Origin of the sequence: Dendronalium phyllosphericum CENA369 (assembly GCF_016056275.1) — a bacterium.
In the GTDB taxonomy this organism is placed as follows: Bacteria; Cyanobacteriota; Cyanobacteriia; order Cyanobacteriales; family Nostocaceae; genus Dendronalium; species Dendronalium phyllosphericum.
The window spans coordinates 21,458-39,692 of record NZ_JAECZA010000036.1 but is presented as its reverse complement, the minus strand read 5'-3'; the positions used below and the strand labels follow the sequence as shown (position 1 = coordinate 39,692).

Annotated in this window: 15 protein-coding genes and 1 pseudogene; 10 read left to right on the top strand and 6 right to left on the bottom strand. The window is 41.0% G+C overall.

Translation table 11 applies throughout. The features are described 5' to 3' along the window. From I8752_RS11200 to I8752_RS11185, 4 genes are all read left to right on the top strand, one after another. Positions 1 to 208 (top strand): hypothetical protein (locus tag I8752_RS11200; RefSeq protein WP_214432387.1); only part of this gene is annotated, 208 nt, incomplete at its 5' end. Positions 209 to 443: 235 nt separating this feature from the next. Further along, positions 444 to 1,247 carry an SDR family NAD(P)-dependent oxidoreductase gene (locus I8752_RS11195; protein ID WP_214432386.1) on the top strand — a complete coding sequence of 268 codons (804 nt, stop codon included), beginning with the start codon at positions 444 to 446 and terminating at the stop codon, positions 1,245 to 1,247. A 390-nt stretch (positions 1,248 to 1,637) separates the two neighbouring features. Next, entirely contained in the window at positions 1,638 to 1,865 is a 228-nt protein-coding gene (locus I8752_RS11190; RefSeq protein ID WP_214432385.1) for an addiction module protein, read from the top strand. Further along, complete coding sequence (locus I8752_RS11185) at positions 1,865 to 2,155, top strand: type II toxin-antitoxin system RelE/ParE family toxin (protein ID WP_214432384.1); 291 nt, start codon at positions 1,865 to 1,867, stop codon at positions 2,153 to 2,155. Before I8752_RS11190 ends, I8752_RS11185 begins: the two co-directional genes overlap by 1 nt. 5 nt (positions 2,156 to 2,160) lie before the next feature. On the opposite strand, the gene I8752_RS11180 is transcribed toward I8752_RS11185, so the two are convergent. Then, positions 2,161 to 7,368 carry a hypothetical protein gene (locus I8752_RS11180; RefSeq protein ID WP_214432383.1) on the bottom strand — a complete coding sequence of 1,736 codons (5,208 nt, stop codon included), beginning with the start codon at positions 7,366 to 7,368 and terminating at the stop codon, positions 2,161 to 2,163. A gap of 42 nt (positions 7,369 to 7,410) precedes the next feature. Here I8752_RS11180 and I8752_RS11175 point away from each other — a divergent pair, with 42 nt between their 5' ends. Further along, positions 7,411 to 7,944, top strand: coding sequence for a hypothetical protein (locus I8752_RS11175; RefSeq protein WP_214432382.1), 534 nt, complete (start codon positions 7,411 to 7,413; stop codon positions 7,942 to 7,944). 78 nt (positions 7,945 to 8,022) lie between these two features. On the opposite strand, the gene I8752_RS11170 is transcribed toward I8752_RS11175, so the two are convergent. From I8752_RS11170 to I8752_RS11150, 5 genes are all read right to left on the bottom strand, one after another. After that, positions 8,023 to 8,406: a hypothetical protein gene (locus I8752_RS11170; RefSeq protein WP_214432381.1), complete on the bottom strand. Its 384-nt coding sequence runs from the start codon at positions 8,404 to 8,406 to the stop codon at positions 8,023 to 8,025. A gap of 503 nt (positions 8,407 to 8,909) precedes the next feature. Continuing rightward, positions 8,910 to 9,320 carry a hypothetical protein gene (locus tag I8752_RS11165; protein ID WP_214432380.1) on the bottom strand — a complete coding sequence of 137 codons (411 nt, stop codon included), beginning with the start codon at positions 9,318 to 9,320 and terminating at the stop codon, positions 8,910 to 8,912. Between the two features lie 5 nt (positions 9,321 to 9,325). Beyond that, positions 9,326 to 9,520 (bottom strand): hypothetical protein, encoded by a 195-nt coding sequence (locus I8752_RS11160; RefSeq protein ID WP_214432390.1) that lies wholly within the window; start codon positions 9,518 to 9,520, stop codon positions 9,326 to 9,328. Between the two features lie 107 nt (positions 9,521 to 9,627). Continuing rightward, the gene (locus I8752_RS11155; protein WP_214432379.1) at positions 9,628 to 10,863 is read right to left on the bottom strand and encodes a ParM/StbA family protein; all 1,236 of its coding nucleotides are present in this window, start codon (positions 10,861 to 10,863) and stop codon (positions 9,628 to 9,630) included. Between the two features lie 2 nt (positions 10,864 to 10,865). Beyond that, positions 10,866 to 11,360: a hypothetical protein gene (locus tag I8752_RS11150; protein ID WP_214432378.1), complete on the bottom strand. Its 495-nt coding sequence runs from the start codon at positions 11,358 to 11,360 to the stop codon at positions 10,866 to 10,868. 1,009 nt (positions 11,361 to 12,369) lie between these two features. On the opposite strand from I8752_RS11150, the gene mobV reads away from it, so the two are divergent. The 5 genes and pseudogenes from mobV to I8752_RS11125 form a co-directional block, all read left to right on the top strand. Further along, complete coding sequence (gene mobV, locus I8752_RS11145) at positions 12,370 to 14,073, top strand: MobV family relaxase (RefSeq protein WP_214432377.1); 1,704 nt, start codon at positions 12,370 to 12,372, stop codon at positions 14,071 to 14,073. A 107-nt stretch (positions 14,074 to 14,180) separates the two neighbouring features. Beyond that, a complete protein-coding gene (locus I8752_RS11140; protein WP_214432376.1) occupies positions 14,181 to 15,800 on the top strand; it encodes an ATP-binding protein in 1,620 nt (539 codons plus the stop codon). 2 nt (positions 15,801 to 15,802) lie between these two features. Further along, positions 15,803 to 16,363, top strand: coding sequence for a DUF192 domain-containing protein (locus I8752_RS11135; protein WP_214432375.1), 561 nt, complete (start codon positions 15,803 to 15,805; stop codon positions 16,361 to 16,363). Positions 16,364 to 16,874: 511 nt separating this feature from the next. Then, a complete protein-coding gene (locus tag I8752_RS11130) occupies positions 16,875 to 17,471 on the top strand; it encodes a hypothetical protein (RefSeq protein WP_214432374.1) in 597 nt (198 codons plus the stop codon). After that, positions 17,441 to 18,211, top strand: a pseudogene (locus tag I8752_RS11125) (type IV secretion system DNA-binding domain-containing protein); the annotation flags it as partial. The gene I8752_RS11130 and the pseudogene I8752_RS11125, both read left to right, overlap by 31 nt. Between the last annotated feature and the right edge of the window lie 24 nt (positions 18,212 to 18,235).

Below are 18,235 nucleotides of genomic sequence, written 5' to 3'. Positions count from 1 at the left end.
GGGGAGGCTGGGGAGGCTGGGGAAGAGAAATAAATTAAATGGATTTAGTAGAGTTTTAGTAGCGAAAAATACTATTTTTTTCTTTTCTCCCCCAGCTACCCCCGCTTCCCATGCTCATTTCACGACGATTTCAGAAAATCGCGTTGCTCCCTATCAGGAATGGGATATTAGAAAACAAGCTCTATTTGTACCATTGTTCTTGCCATAACCTGTAACCTTTTCAGCGTCATTAATGCTATTGGCAATATGGTCTTCTATGCCCTCTGACTGGCTGGCTCTCTGGTGTCCGTTGATTGCTTCACCGAAATTATCGAGGAATGCAAGCGAATGTTTGTATCAACTGGCCATGTCTGCATAATGTTTATAATTATTTACTATTTCCCCAAGAGGTATACAAGCATATCTCTGAATATCATGAACAAAAGGCTTTTAACTAAAAACTGATGACTAACCAAAAAGTCGTGCTAGTTACAGGTGCATCATCTGGGTTTGGGCAGCTAATTGCTCAAAAATTGGTTGCTGTGGGTTATTGTGTTTTTGGTACCAGTCGCAAAGAACATCTGGCTTCACTCGGCGTAGAAATGTTGAGGCTGGATGTTAGGTCTGATTCTTCCGTGCAATCGTGTATCAATGAATTGCTCGCGCGAACTAATCGTATAGATGTACTGGTGAATAATGCTGGACAAATTCATGCCAGTATGATTGAAGAAACTTCTTTGGACCAAGCTCAAGAAATTTTTGAAACCAACTTTTGGGGTGTTGTGCGTGTGACTAATGCTGTCTTGCCCATCATGAGACAGCAGCGTAGTGGGCAGATTATCAATATGAGTTCGGTGGCAGGATTGATTGGCGCACCCGGTCAGGGTTTTTACTCTGCAAGCAAATTTGCACTTGAAGGTTACAGTGAAGCACTGAGCGTAGAATTAGACCCATTTAATATTCAAGTGTCTTTAGTTGAGCCTGGCTATTTCAAAACCAACTTCAACCAAGCCATGTTACAACCCACGAAAATTAGTAGTGACTACGACAACGTGCGCGATGTTATCATTTCATCTGTCCAAAGCGCAATCGCACAAGGCGATAACCCCGATCGAGTTGCACAAGCAGTTGTCCGTATTGCTTCTTTGCCATCACCACGATTACGTTACCGTGTTGGCCATGAGGCACAATGGTTGCCTCGTTTGAGAGCGATACTACCAGATAAGCTGTTTCGCTTTGGTGCGCGTAAACGGTTGAACCTGCCTTAAACTACAGCACGATTTAATTTGGTAACTTAGTCATACAAGTAACTGAATATCGGTAATTTTCAGCACATACTCATATCTTCACACAAAAAGAGGTGTTTTTCTATCGAGCTAGTCAATGCTCTGTCCTTAGCCGAGCGACTAGTGAGCGTTGGCTGCTTTACAGAAATCATTGACTGGTGCAAGCGGTTGTTTGTGCCAACGAGCAATCGCGCTGCTGGTGTTTTGGCGGCGGTGATTGTGATTGTTGGGTGATTTTGAAAAGGCGACGGGTACTCCCTGTCGCTTTATTTTTCGCCCACTCAAAAAAATTTGTCAAGCCTCTATCTCAAGCTTTAGGCAAATCATATGTTTGTTAGAATGTGTGCAGAATTCCAGATTGTGTGAGGATTTATGCGATCGATCGAGCAACTGACACAGGAGATTCTAGCTCTTCCTAGCGCCTATAGAGCATTGTTAGCAGAAAAGCTAGTCGAAAGCCTTGAATTTGATATCGATCCAGCAATTCAAGCAGCTTGGACTACTGAAGCTAGAAAACGACGAAACGAAGTTCAAGACGGTATTGTACAGCCAATTCCGGGAGAAGAAGCTCTGGCTCAAGTAAGACGGTTACTCGAATAATGAGGTATGTATTCCACCCCGAAGCTCTCACAGAATATGCTGAGGCAGTTCAATATTACATGGAACAACGGGTTGAGGTAGCACAGGCTTTTATTGATGTTGTCGAAGATGCAGTTCATCGTCTAAGGCAATCTCCTACCCGTTACATAGTGATTGATGAAGATATTCGGCAATGTCTGACACGCAAATTTCCTTATGGAATTATTTACACGATTGAGCAAGACTACATTTTGATTTTGGCAGTGATGCATTGCAGCCGAGAACCTGGATACTGGAAGAGTCGAAGATAGATTGTTTATCTTTGTATTCCTACTATATGTGTTTTATTTTTTTCTAGACTTTTATCAAGTTGAGAATTAGCATTTTCAAAAGCCTGCAATACGAATGGAGTCAATCTGTTGATTTCCACTCTCCCAGATTGCACACTCAAAATTACATCGCCATTTTTGTGCGCGATCGCCCAAGAACGTTGATCGGGATTGAAGCTGACATCATAAATCTTCCCTTGGACACGAGTCGTACCATCATCCCTCTTTTGACCCAAAGTAGACATGATTTTATGAGCGATTTGGGCGATTCGGTTGACTGAATCTTTTTGCATTGCTTCTATTGCCTGGGGCGACAACTGACCGCCTGCCTTGAACTCGTTGGCGATTTCGACAATGCGTTGCTTGTATGGTTCTGGTTTTCCCAATTTATCAGCTGTACGCCACCATGAGCGTAAGTCTTCTATTGTTATCGGTTGAGTCTCTTGGCTGGGGACGGCTTTGTTTTGCTGCTGCCCAAAAGGCACTATCTTGCCATCCACGTAATCCCCCAAGGGTTCCATGTGTAAACCCCACACCTGGGGTTTAAGAGTGAATAATTCTGGCAGTGCTTTACCAGAGTGCTTTTCCATATTTGCCCACTGCTGCTGATATTGGGGGTCAGCGATCATCTGCTGTGAAATTTGATACTGTTTCCCAACTCGAAAGGCAACTTGTTTACCGCCGCCGGTAGCGATCGCAATATCCCCCTCCTTAAACCCATATTGTCTATAGGGTTCATACGCTCTTGTAGTATGAGTACGCCCATGCCCCCGCATTGCATCAATGCAGGTATCCACTGGTAAAGGATTTTGTTCACCATGCAGTATCAGGGGGTAATTCATGGGGATGGGCTTGCCAGATATTACCAATGGTGCAACTTTTGGTTTATTTGTACTAGTATGTAGCGTAGACTGTGGAGTTTGGGGTGATGTCACTGTATTAACTCCTGCCTGAACCTTTGCTGGCTCAATTGTACTAACAATTGACTGTGGTGGTTTGAGATACTTTGGTCGCTCAGGCAAACTACGCACTTTCTCTTGGTATTCAGTCTGTGACTCAATTACCTGACTAAACTTCTTGGTCATGGACTGAAAAACCGACTCAGGAATGGAAGCATTCGCTAGGTTAAATACAGCCAACCCCTTCTTAGTTTCGAGTCGCACATCTTCTGGTGGTACATAAGCGAACGCTACATTCTTCTTTTTCAACCATTGGGTGACAGTCCCAACTTTGTGATTATCCACTGCCATGCGTGTGATGCCAATTTCTTTATCCTCGGCACTGGCGAACAACAGCGTCGGTCGCTCTTTGATTTTCTGTAAAATTGGCGCAGTTCTTTCTATCGCTGCTTGCTGTTCAGAGTTGACTATCTGCTGACCGAACACCTGACTTTCTTTAGTCCAAGTTTGGGGATACTCAATGGTATCCGGGTCAACCTTCACCACCATTGTTGTTGAGATATTACTTTGCAATGTGGCTGGTACTGGAGTCAGCCTCCCAAAATTCAGAACCCCTAGTTGTTTGAGAGCTTCTTTGTCCTTTTTGAAATGTAATACCCCTAGCGGTTCCCCATCCAGAAAAACCGCATCTCTTGTTTTTAATGATGGCACTTCTAAAGTGACTTTTCTACACTCACAGTCGTGAAAAGTTTCACCTTTATAATCATAATGACTAATCTTGTTAATCTTGAGTAAATTTCCATTGGGTGATTCACCCAACACCAATGCTTGCTCTTTACTTTCGGAAATAGTTGTCAGTTTTAAATTTAGTATATTGCCATCTTTAATATAATTAAATGCTTGTAGCTGCTTGACAGAATCAGCATCTAATTCTCCCAATACTTTTCCCGAAAGTTTGATTTTCACTGTTTCATTCGGCATTGGTACTTTCCCAATAGATAACATCACCTCTTGACCATGGAAAACTTTTTCGGCATGACTAAATTTCTTGATTTCTCGGATGGTAAAGTCTATTGGCTCAGTCCCTGTCAGAGAAATTGTGGCAGAAGCTGTGTATGTTTCTCCAGGCAGAATGTTAGCAATCGCCTTTGTACCGATAGGTAATTGTCCCGTTCTTGGCTCTAGCATAGCGAACTCTTTGTATTCACCGTCGCTATCTTGCACAAATAACAATCTCGAAGCATGGCGTTCATGCCCAGGTGGATGGTGAGATGCTTTGATTTCAATCGAGTATTTCTCATCTAGGTTCCACACCTTGTCCTTGAAGCTGTTCGCCTCATTCCCCAAAGTCCCTACTCGAATGGCGCTAAACTGCAACTGATTCAATCGGGAGATAATTTCATCTCCAAATGCCGCAAATACAAAGTTTGGAGTTTTTTTGTGGATTTGAGATTTGGCGTTCGATTCCTTGTCTTCTAATTCATCCTGCCTCGCCGCCCCAACATTCCATACCGCTGCCGCTGCTGATAATCGCTCATGTTCTGGTATGCTCGAACGAAATGCTTCTGCCATTGCATAAGCTTGTTGAAACATCAACTTGGTTTGTCCTCGACTGAGTTCGGGTTTCAATTCAACCAGTTTTGAGTTACTCGTGGTCATTCCCGGCTTGAGTCCATATTCTTCAACTGATTGAGGGCTGACTGTTCCCAGTTTCCTATGTTGTGGTTGCCCATCATCTCCAACTTCGTTGTCAATCTGGGCAATCGCCAATAACTTTGACGAACGCTTATCCACCTCCAGCTTCAGGTTGATTGTCTGTGCCTTCCAAATCAGGGGATGCTTGTAGCGAACGAGGTTCGTGATTTCTAGTTTAGTCCCCTGCTGCGTTTGGATGATGGCACTGGGGCCACGTTCGCTCTCACGCTGCCTCTCTATTGCAACAGCAGCATTGAATAACTTGTCGAATTCATGCTTGGCTGCGATCGCACTCAATCTCTGCTGTGGGGTGAACTCTACTCCCCTAAACAAATCCTGAAACTGAACTATGGGGCGTGATTCTAACTGCGATTGTTGAAAGTATTTATTAGTTTGGTTAATCAACAACTCAACTGGTGAATAGCCCTCAGTTTTTATCCCTGTATTTAAATAGACTGCGGTAGATTTTTTATTTCTAATATAGTCAACTTGACGATACAAATAGCGATTATTTTCTTTAATTAAGCCCATCTCTGGCTTTTTAGAACTTTTGAATAAATCTACAGCTATTTGGTTATGATAACAAGCCTCTTCAATCATTTTTCGATATAGTTGGCGATTGACATCCATCGCTTGAGAGATGATTGCATCCGTTTTCGGTGAACTTGCTAAAGCTACAAACTCTTTTATATAAGACTTATATTCTTTTCTAATTGGTAGTGGTTCTTCGTAATTCTCTGCCGCTAATAATTTTTGATAATGATGTGATACTTTATCTAAATACTCAGACTTTTGCTCAGGTGTTCCGTAAGTTTTTAATATCTCGATTTCTGATTCTAGTGCTTCTAGCGCGGTCACTTGATTATTAATCACGCCCACGCTGATACTATCGCTCATGTGGATAGCGATTTCTTCAAATGGTGGTTGCTCTCCATTTATATAAAATGATTGTTTCTTTTCTTTGATAGTTGGACGATAAGCATTTTCTATCTGATTTCTGTACTCTGCTTCTGCTGTAAAATTTGGATACTTGCTTGCTAGTGCTACGCCAATACAATCACCATCAAAATCTCGCCCCTGTCGTTCTGATTCTGTTTCGGGTGGTGCGACTTCGTTTTCTCCTAGCCTTGCTTTGATACGTTTATGGTCTTCATCATTGACTACGATAATGCCTTTTAAATTTGTTCCATCTGGAGCTATAGAGTCTTCAACAAGCTTATTAGTCGAAACGCACAAGCCATTAGAGTTGAGGAATGGTGAGCGAAAGTTCAGAACCTTTTCTCCTTCATTCATCCAAGGCACACAAATTTCACCATTCTTCAGTTCTTTCGATGGAATAATCATGGCTCGGTCAAAAGTTAGAGTCCGTCCCAATGCAATATCCCGCCACTCACCTTGAACGAATTTACTAAGTTCTTTCCTGACCTTCTCTGTTTCCAAAAGCTGATTATGTCCTCCCATTAAATCAGCTTTGATGATTTTGTACATTAATAAATCATTCTGTTGAGATTTATCAAGTTCCTCATCATTATTAGCATCTACTTCCAATTCTTCATTATTTTCGTTCTGAGCAAGCGATTCTAACTGTGTTAATAATGAACCATCGGCAACTGCTAAATTAATTTCTTGAGAGAAAGATTCTTTCTGTGACTCTGTGAATGCCTTACGCTTTTCGTATTTCTCACAGTACAGCTGCGCCAATTTTCTGGGGTCGTCTTGATTATCAGCTAATTTTTGAGCCTGTGTTTCTAACTCTTCTGCAAAATCCTTAATTCCTTGAGGGAATGATGCCAGCAGTTGGGATATCGCTGTCTTTCCGCGCTCTGATTGGGACTTTTCACCTAACCAGATTTTCTGTTTGTATAATCCTGGTTGTATTTGTGGCTTCGATGGGCCATCAGGACGATCCTTATCTGTACCTTTGAAGCTGGATAGCGGAAGAATTAAATCTATTTTTGGTTTATTGTTGAAGTCTGCGTATTTTATTTCAGCTAGGTTGTATGGTCTTAAAGTTCCTTTTCCAAATCGATATTTAGTATCTTCTCCGTCTCCTTCTTTCCAACCAAAGCGGTGCTGAATTACATGATAACTTTTATCAGTCTGTTCTTCTCTTTTAGTTAATTTGTCATATAATTGCGGAGAAATTTGCCCATAACAATCACCTACTAGCTTGAAAGCAACTTTTTTGTCAATTATTCCTCCATTTTCTCCCTGAGCTTTAGTAGAGTCATCTACAATCAAAATATTTAATTCTTCATGAATTGAATTTTTACAAGCCCCTAGAAAAATTGATCCATAGGCACCTCTATCTTTTCTGTCGGGGCATAATTTCTCAATTACTTCTAAACATTCTGGCGTACCATACAATAAACGAGTTTTAGAAGACAACAAAAGCGTATGTCGATTTGGATGATTTCTTAAATCCTCTGGCTTGCTGTGTTCATCTATATGTCCGAAAGAAAATTTTTGATCGGAAAAGTAAAATTTTAGTAGAGTATTATCTAAATTTTCAGTTAAAATTGATTGAGGATTCTTATCATCACCATCAGTATGAATCCATTGATTTAATCGAGTATCAAAGTGTTGGAATGCAACAGACATAACTTTATTTAATCATTGTTTGAAAATTTTTAGGAGCTATATATGTCAAGAATTAAACGCTGGATAAATATGTACCAGAAAGAATTTAATCCTGATGGGACTTTAAAACTGGAAGCTAGACAACAAATGTTGTCTGAGGGAATGAATGAGGCAGCAATTAATGATTATGCCCTTCGGCTTAAAAACAAATATGATGAATGGAAACGTCTAGATGAAACAGATCCTGAACCTTGGCCTGTTTACACAGCCTACGACTTCTTCACTCCTACAGAAAAACAACAGTTCAACCCAGACGGTACTCTTAAGCCAGAATATATTGAATCTGAACTAAAAAAAGGTACTAGCTCTGGGTGGCTAGCAGAAATGGAACGGCGTAAGAAGATTGAAGTTGATAACTATAATGATTTGTCTGCATATTATGCAGAAAGAGGTATTAATTTCGGGCAAGAAGAGATGCAGGAAAGACTTGCCTCCAACAGAACATATATACAACGCCGCCAGCAGATGGAAGTAGACTTGAGAAACAACGAAGAACCCAGCAGTCTACCTTTTGATAAAGATACTTCCTGGTTTTAAGCTAAATGTTTAAGATTTTGGGAAAGCTGAAAGTTCTATGAAAACAAGACTTTCAGCTTTTATATTGCTCGTGTTTTCTTAATTCGCTTGCCGTTGAATTGCAGGCGGTGAGCTACGTTCGACCGTAGGCAATCGCACAACTGACTTGTTGGAAGCGGCAGCAAGGAATGCAAACATTCCTAAAATAGCGAAGGATATAATAAAAACTTGCTGTACGGATGCAAAGACCGACTTTTCTTTCTCCTTTTGGACAGCGATGCAATTGAGCTTGTGTTGATATATGGAGAAATACAGATAATTCAAAACTTGTTCGCATAAGGCAGGGTCTTCTCCTTTTTGGACTTTTTGGCACAGGAGAATTTCTAGTTGTTCTCGGCGGCGAGAGCTTGTAGATAAATCGCGCTCGTCCCACAGTTTTACTTGAGTTATATCTAAAGGTCTATCAATACCTAATAAAGTCATAATTATGGCCTCATTTGATTTAGGAGTTAGTTGAGGAAACAGGTGTAATCGCTCTTGTCAACTACACCCTACTGTGATTTTTGAAAAATGGAACTTTATACCTAACTCAAGAAGTTTAAATATGCTTCCAAAAAAGAACTAGCTACTTCGGTACTGAAAAAATCAGCACCAAAGTAGCTAGGAAAATTGGAAAATATATGTTATTAAAACAGAATTCAGGAGTCAGAATAAGAAATTGAATTCTGTATGACTGGTGAGGCAGTACGGTCTTGGGCAAAGCCCAAGTGGAGTAACTGCCGAACCCGTAGAGTGGATGAATAGACGGCGTTTTTGCACCCCACGCTTATTGTTCGCGTAGCGTCTCCGACAGGAGAAGATTTAGTGGTCTACCATACCCTACCCTACCCTTCGGGAACGCCAAGGGCGAACGGGAACGCCAAGGGTAAACATGAGTGGCGGGTTTGAATCCCTCACTCATTGATTCTGGCTTGGTGAATTCTTCTTCAAATCTCCCATTCCAAACCCGGTTGTGGAGATGGAGATAGAACCTGTGCTTTGGAGGAAAATTGGGGTGTATCTGACTCCAGTGGGTTTGTCCCATCCTGAAAAATCTCCTGAGCCAAAGTGCGTCCATCACAGTCAATATCGCTGCTCAGAAAATACTCCAAAACCTGCGGTGGCGCACCATCGACCGCAGCTTGTGCTAGTAGAGATTTGATGAATTGGGGCGATGCTTCACTATCCGCCAGGACTTTCAATGTCTGTTGTGCATCTTGAGTTGTCATTTGAGAGATATCTTTTACCCCAGCTTCGTCCCAAACATCCCCAAAATATTGGCGATATTGCTCATTGAATTGTTGTTCTTGGGCGAATCGTGCTAATTCTTGTACCTGCAACTGTGTCGTTTCAGCCATAACTATTAATTCGCTAATTTTAATTCTTCACGCTTAGTGTTCGATCCAACCATCTTGAGCAATTGTTGATTGAGATAGTTCTGGGCAGAAACTTTACTAATTTCATCCACTACTATGAAAATACATTGAGAGGAGTGGAGTTGCGTGACGATGCTCCACCCTGCGGGAAGGCGATCGCCTGCTTGGAAAACACTATTCAAAGCCAAACCCTAAAAGGCACAAGCTTTAGCGATGTTAGACAGAATCTCTGTCTAACATTAGACGGCATTCATTAGTAGCAACAGTTGTCGCACAAATGCAAACTACCCTAAATCCCTTGGCTAGTAGTGATATAACCGTTCCTTTGCCAAATCTCCGTGTCTAGTTTAGAACCATTGAATGGTTGAACATAATAATCAGGAACTAAGGGTTTGTCTTGGCGGTCGTAACCAAATTCACAATCTAAAAATTTGATATGGCTAATATGGGATGCCCAAACATCGGCTATTCTATCGCCTAATCCCATTGTGTCTAAATATTTAGGTAGTTCCATTCCTCCATTCCAGCAAATGGGGATGCCTTCAAAATCAAAATGTTCGGTTAGCTCTTGGCGTATAAATTTTGCTGTCCCACCACAAACTAAGATTTCATCCATTTGGGCAATATTTCTCAACCAGCGCCACAATGCACGGCAATACTCTTGGCGAACTATCGGTAAAATCCGACAAAACAATTCTACATCAGCATTGATTTCTTCGGCTTTGGTTTTGCGCGATAGAAACTTTAGTGCATCAAAATTGTTGAGAGTGGTTTCTGCTAAGGCTGAAATTAAACGCGAGTCTTCCTTTGATAGACCTACAGCAGTACGCTCTACAAACTGATGTATCACCCAATTCATCCCTAAATCTGTAGATTCAGCTTTTATTGCATTCCCCTTGTGCGACAGAATAAAACTGGCATTACGATAGCCTAACATCAGCATTCCTATACTCTTTTGGAAATAGTTAATGTTGACGTTGCGACTGCGATATGCCATGATCCCCGCCCCTTCTGGACTGACATCAAAGCTGCGTAATTTCGCTTTTAACCTTCCTGTTGGTGTGATTATTCCTGTTTTTAAGTTCTGTGCTAGTTTTGCTCTGAGCGTTTGCCCATCCGACGCTTCTCCCACTGGTAACAACAAATGTATATATAGCTCTATATCTGGGTTTTTCACTCCCAACCGCCGAATTGCCAACCATAACATAGCTGCTACTTTGGGTAAGGCATATTGATACTTCAAATCTCTAATAGCTGATGTCCCCGCGAACATACTTTTGGCTAATGCCCCCAAGACAAAATACTCTTCACCTATTCCTATCCATACCGTAGTATCTTGTACAAGCTGATTTGATAAATACTCTACCGACTCCACACCTAAATCTGCTATCTCTGGCTCCATTACTAAAACTATTGGAACCCCATCTGGATAAATCTGTGCTATCCCTTTCTGAGAACTTGTCCCTAAATCAATAGTTACTACAACTTTTGTGTAGTCTTTGGAATTACTACTCCTTTTATTCATCTTCATACCCTGTTTTGGTTGTTCCAGCCAAACATCCGCTTAATCTCGGTCATCTCTTGATTTTTTTGCGGAGAAATAAAATCATCATCGTCTTCATTGTCTTGCTCTTCATCCTCAGCAGAACTTATTTGCCCATCTCCCGAAATAATTCCTAAGACAGATAGACTATCCGATGCCACTATGTTTGATGCTTGCGCTGATATATTTGATGTTACCACTAGCGGATCTGGTGCTATTCCACAAGTTCTCCGAATCAAACTAATTTGTGCTTCTAGTTGACTAATTGCCCAAATGCCAATCTGTCTTAATTCTTCTCCTCTCAGGCCCGAAGAAAACAAGGCTAGAGGTAGCCAGTGGTTTTTTAGTGTTGTCGTTATGACTTGTGAATAATCTGTTTCTAAACCAAATGGATTTGACCTGATGTAGCCAATTACTTTTCCATCCAAACCATCTTTCGGGCGCTTAATTGAAACTCTTATTTGTTCTATCTCTGCCATATTTTAATGTTCTCACAGAGGTAATGCAGATATTAGAAATTATGACATTTTATTTTTAAACCTACTGAACTTTATTTTTCTTAAAATTCTTTTTCAATAGTTTTCGTCTTGAAGAACTTCAATTTCACTTTTTTATCTATGAAGTAATCTCAAAATGCTTAAACTTTATTTCTACTTGTTCGCCTAAACATTTTCTTTAAACCTCATAACACAATTCCTTAAAAATATTGAATCTACACTATTTAAGTCGGGTTTATTTTCTTTTTCAGTACAGTTTTTGTCAAAATAAACACTATCAATTTGGACGGCTAAAAGTTCAAAAAATGCCGTTTTGTGTCCGCCTGGCCGTCCTCACACAAGGCGGAATCACAAATATTTAGATTTCATGACTTTTCTTTGGACGGCCAAAAGTTCAAAAAATGCTGTTTTGTGTCCCCTTGGCCGTCCAGGATTTTTGCAATTTTTATCTTGAAAGCCTTACCATTAATCAATTACAGCCACTTTTTACCCATTTTTTATTCTCAATAAGCCTTGGTCTATTGAGAATACATGCTACAAGAATGTTGATTTTGTACTACAAGAATTCCCAAAAATTCTGAATTAGCTTTGAACACCCTTGGGCAATTCTTGAAAAATTCCGTTATCAGTCCGTTTATTCTCATTAATCAATAATTATTGACAAGTGAATAGCCCGAAAGCCTTGATATTACAAGATTTTTTTGTCAAAAAGCTAGAAAATCAGGTATTGAATACTTAGGTTAAAATTGTACTTATGGTGACTATATAACTAGTGTAATCTTGGAGATAGCGGGAGAATCGCCCCAGAAGTGCTGTAGGATGGCTTAAAATAGTCGTACTTACTACGGTTATTTTACCATTTTTGCATTTGAGCGATTTGGCTTTAAAAGGGGCTTTAAACCGTGAAAAAACAGCAATAATTTGAGTAATATTTGTTTCTCAGTTAGCCAGCCCAAAAACTTATATTCTCAGATTTTAGCGTAGATAAAAAATGGCATACGCGATCGCTCGATTAAAAAAATTAAAGCGGGGTAACATATCAGGGAGTGCATCTCACACTGCACGAGAAAGAGAAACCCCTAATGCAAATCCCACTCAAAAAAATATTCGGTTCATCGGTAGTCTTGACCCAGAGGAACGACTAGAGGATTTAGTCTTAGCCAAAATTGCCGAGCATGAACAAAAGCGGAAGATTCGCACTGATGCGGTGTACTGCGTGGAGTTGTTGCTAAGTGCATCGCCTAGTTATTTCCGTCCCGACTGCCCCACCCAAGCCGGTTACTATGAACCCCAAAAGTTGGATGATTGGGTGGAAGCGACTCACCAATGGTTAGCCGATGAGTATGGATCTCGCATTGTGAGAGCCGAGTTACACCTAGATGAAGCCACACCCCACATTCACGCTTACTTTGTGCCGATTGATGATGAAGGACAATTGCGCTGCAATCATTTCTTTGACGGACGGCAGAAAATTCATGCGTTTCAGGATTCGTACTATGACACGATGCGCCTGATTGGGCTGGAGCGTGGGATTAAGGGCAGTAAAGCCCAGCACCAGGATATCAAGGACTTTTACCGTATTGTGGAAGAGGGGCGGGACTTAGAAGTTGATGAGCTAAGTGCAGCGCAATTGAGGGCTAAAGCTGCCGACCGGGACAGAGCGAATCAGCGTAAGCAAGAGATGGAAGCTACAGCCAAAGCCTTAGCCCTTGAAAATGAACAACTAAGACAACGAATTGAGCAATTAGAGCAAGATAATCAATCAATAAAAAAGTTTACCGAGTGGTCAACTGATTTAGCTTTGGATGATGTTGCTTGGGAGTTGGGACTGTGGCGTAAAGGTAATGATTGGGTAGGACGAAACCACATCATTAATATAGATGGCTTTCAATTTACTGACTTTGGCAATGGTTCCTCATTAGGGGGTAATAGTGCTATTGATTTAGTCAAGCACGTTAATAAATGTAACCAAACAGCAGCGATCGCATGGTTGGGGGAGCGATTTGGTAAACTTGGCGCTCAAAGGGCAGCGATCGCACACGCTCAAAAAGTTGCTGCTGTTATTATCCAGACTGAGCCAGTACCCCAATTCACTCCACCCATTGAGGATAAGAAACAGTGGCAGCAAGTAGAACATTACCTCACCCAGAAGCAGGGCATACCCTCTGATTGCGTACAAATGTTACATAACCAGGGGATAGTTTACGCTGACTCAAAAGCAAATGCAGTGTTCTTGATGCGGAATCAGAAAGGGAAGACACAAGGAGCATTTTTACAGGGGACAATTAATACATTCTCTGGCTATGAATTAGGTACTCATCGTCGCTCTTGCTGGTTTTACTTTACTTTGGGGAAAAAGCCTACTGATAAAACATCTATTGCTGTGCTGTGTCAGTCTCCCATCGACACTATCTCCGTAGCCATGCTGGAATATCTTGACAGGGGAATACCACCCAAAAGAACCGTCTTCATGACTGTTGATGACTCAAAAGCCTTGCCTGTTGAGCAATTACAGAATGTGCCTCATGTAAGTTTAGCTTTTACCCACACAAGTATGGCACGGGCTATCAAGCAACTATTGCCACAATCGAAGTTACTCAAGTGCGAAACTGAGGATTGGAATAGCCAATTAGTCAATTTCTCCCGTCAATTACAACAACGCTCACAACAAAACAATCAAGAATTAGAGCTATAGTTCTAAAAAAGTCAAGCTACCTTCGTACTGTTTTTTTCCGTACTAAAGTAGCTGGTAAAGAGTATTGGCTATCAATATTATCAGGATGCTATTTACTCACAACCCTGATGAATAATGAGTTAACAAAGCAAATATTCTCGCTAATCAAGCTTAACAATAAGCTGATAGCTGTCGAGTCTCCATTGCAAGAAAGGCTCCGACTACTCACCAATCTAGCTTGTGAATGCCAACGCCTGGACATTAACTGTTACCTGTGGACGCTGGAAGATGACCAAATACACCAGTTAGTTGTCAATCAGGAGACTTTGGCTTTACAAACAGTTGACCAATACCAAGCGATCGCCAAAAATCGACGCGAACATTACTTTGAAATTCTGCGGTTTTGGAAAACCACCGATTTACAGGGCATTCTCATACTGGAGGGCATATTCCCCTGGCTGGGAGAGTCTAACACTGACCCCGATTTCTTCCTGACTTCCGAGTGGATTAAATCAGCTTTAATTAACCTGAAGCTCTACAATTACAAAGCTAACAAGACAACAATACTCTTAGGCCCAAATGCCAGTCTCTCATCTGACATTGCCCCCGAAGTTCCGACACTCATTCAACAACTGCCAACTATCGAGGAAATAAGCACTTACTTACCCCAAGTATTACCTGATTCTAGTCAAGTTAAAATTCATGCGATTGCGATCGCCAGTGTGGGAATGCACTTAGCAGATATTGACTCTGGCATTCAGCAAGCGATCGCTCCTGAAATTACACCAGATGAGTTAATAAAAAAACTCTCTGCTTACAAAATCGACCTGCTCCGGCGAGTTTACAATATTGAATTTCTGCAACCACCAACCATCTCAGTCGGCGGTTTGGAACTGATGCAGGAAGCTTTTAGGCGATACAAGCGTTTGTTAACTTCACTGGCTCAAGCTTATAATCTGCGCTTACCCAAGGGGATTTTACTAATCGGCCCGCCTGGGACAGGAAAATCTTACTCGGCTAAAGCTTGTTCTCAGCAATTGGGGCTACCTCTGATTATTTTGGAGTGGGGGAGTTTCCGCAGCTATGGCAATCTAGCTGAATATAAGCTCAAGAATTTATTCGCACTCGTAGACCGAATTAACCATATCATTCTATACCTTGACGATTTCGACAAAGGATTTGCCGGGGATGATGATTTATCCAAACGCCTAGCTGGTATGCTTTTGACCTGGATGCAAGAGCGGAAGAGTGAAGTTTTAATTATAGCTTCGGCTAACAATATTGAATGGCTACCACCAGAGTTAACCAGAAGTGGACGCTTTGACGAGATTTTTAAGGTGGATCTCCCAAACTATGGAGAAAGGCACGAAATATTCACTCTGCACCTAGCTCGATTTGATACTCGTTTTCATAATGGGGGCGATGCTTACAGTGAAGATGAATGGAAAAGGTTACTCAAAGCCACGCAGCGATGTGTAGGTGCGGAGATTGGGGCTATTGTAGAACGTGCTGCTATCTCTTGTTTCTGTCAAATGTTCCCTGACGATGTTTTGTCCGTTAGCGAACTACCACCACTAGAAATTACATTGTCGGCATTGTTGGCAGCAAGGCAGAGTATGAACCCTTTGGCTATCCGCGAAGCTGACAAAGTTGAAAGTATGCGAAACATTGCGACTTTACAAGGTCAACCATCTAGCCCGATCGATTCATCTATATATAGTCTCGGCAATGTTGATATTTTTGGATAATCATGAAAACTTTAAAAATCAGTTCCGAGAAAGATTTATACGTTGCTGCTTTCAAGTTACTGAACATACTAGGCCCTGTCGCTGGAGTATCAATTATCATTGGCACTGTAGCCATCGGTTACGTCCAAACTCATCCCCAGGATTTACCAGTTACACACATTCTCACTCACTCAGAGCGCACATTTGAGTTGGAAGTTGCTACCACACCAGAGCAATTAAACAAAGGGCTGAAATTTCGAGCATCTTTGCCACGCGATCGCGGAATGTTATTCAACCTGGGAGGAGAAATTTACAATGTGCCTTTCTGGATGTACAAGGTAAATTTTCCATTAGACATCTTTTATCTCAAGGACAATGTGGTGACAACTGCGGTTTACAATGCCGAACCGTGTCACAAAACTCCTTGTCCCATCTACAAGGGGCGAGTCGCTAATCAAGTTTTAGAGCTTGCAAGAGGCGCTGCCAATATTAAGGTAGGCGATAGGCTGAACATCCAACCATTATCAATTTTGCCTAAGAATGATATCGGTGTTGATAGCGGTGATTCTTTGAGAAGCAAATAGGTTGTAAAAATATTGCTATCTATTTTATATCACTTTTGCTATCAAAAAGAAGAGGGGTAGGGTTGGTATGAAGTTGAACACAACTAATAATTAACTGACGTAGATAACAGAATCTGACCAAATAATTTTGAAACAGAAGTTACTTTTTCATTCCCCACACCCTAAAACCAGTAATATCAATGATTTCCGCTTATCTTAGTACCATTCGTTTAAAGCTAGTTTCGATATTTCGCATCATAAAACTAGCCAATAGTCAATCCCCCCTATTTGATACTTACTGAAAAGTTTGCATAAATATTTATACTAGTAAACGGTTAGGAATATGAGTATATCAAGCACAAAGACTGATAATAAAATAAAGGATTTTTATTTACGTAGATTGTTGATGTGAGCAATATTATAGTAGTACTACAGTTCTGTTTTTTTCAGTACCAGAGTACGTCGATTTTGGGGTTGACTTATTCAAGAATGTGCGTATTCCTCAAATCGTTCATCAGGAAAACGAAACCAGATGCGTACTGACTACGGATACCCAGATTTTGCTCAAGCAGCAACACTTTTACCTGACTCTAAGACTAAGAATGACAGGGCGAAAAAAGGCACACTTACACTCATGGGTGCGACTGGTGTGTTGATGATAGCAGAGATGTCCGTCCACAATATATTGATGGGTGGATTTATGATTGCTAGTGCGATCATCATTGCGCTGCCAAAACAATCTCAAGCATTGTTCACAAACTTCGATAAATTACAACGCAAATATGGAGCCAATCTCTATGCAGTGTTGTTTGCAATTTTAGCAGTCATTTTTCTCTTAAACTTTGCTGCTGCTCCTGCCAATGCTCAGTTTTTTAACAACGCTCAAACATGGATGACTACCAACTTTGGTAATGCTAATAATGGGCAAACCAATGCAGTCATTGTTTTGTTTTTCAACGTACTAAGAGGCTTATTTTTACTCTATGTTGGTATTAGTCTAGTTCGGATTGTTCAATCTGCCCGAAATGATGAGGATTGGCAAAGTTTGGCGAGAACTCCATTAATTATAGTGTTGGCAGTTTTTGTAGGAGATTTAATAGTAATAGCCAGGAAATTTCCCAAGCATTAGAGCAAATTAGGCTGAGAATAAATTATTGGTTGAGTACCAGGGTCGGACAATCAATCTCACGCCCATCCAGCTTTAGGACTAATGCCAAATTATTGGTTTTTGCACTCAGCAATTTATCAAGTGAGGCTGATGCAGCGATACTTGCTTTTAGTGCTTATGCTGCTGCATTACGTCGCGCACTTTCATCAAAAGCTTCGATATTCTTCCTTGATGAAGCACCAATCTTGTTTCAATTTGACGCGATCGCTGACCTGATTGGGCGATTATGTGCAAATGGTGCTAAGTCTGGTATTCGCGTCATACTTTCGGCTCAAGAAGCTGAGACTATATACCAAACTAAAGCGGCACAGAAGATATTTAGCAATATCACTACACGCTTGGTAGGGAGAATACAATCATCTGCGGTTGACCCGTTTATTGTTCGCTTCAAGTATCCTACCGAAATTATTAGGGTCAACAGTACGGAAGCTTTTTATCCGAAAAAGGAGGGGATTTATTCTAATTGGCTCTTAGATGATAATGGCAAACTCACATTCTGTAGATATTACCCTGCTTACTGTTTATTAGCTTCCGTTGCTAATAATCCCAACGAACAGGAATTACGCAGTCTGTTTCTTAAACACTATCAACATAATCCTCTGCAAGGTTTAGTCAAGTTTAGTGAGGATTATATCAGGATGATTCGCGGTGAAAATTTATCAGATTTCGCCAAAGGGTTAATTTTAAAATCACATTCATAGCAGGTAGCGTAAGTCATGAAACCA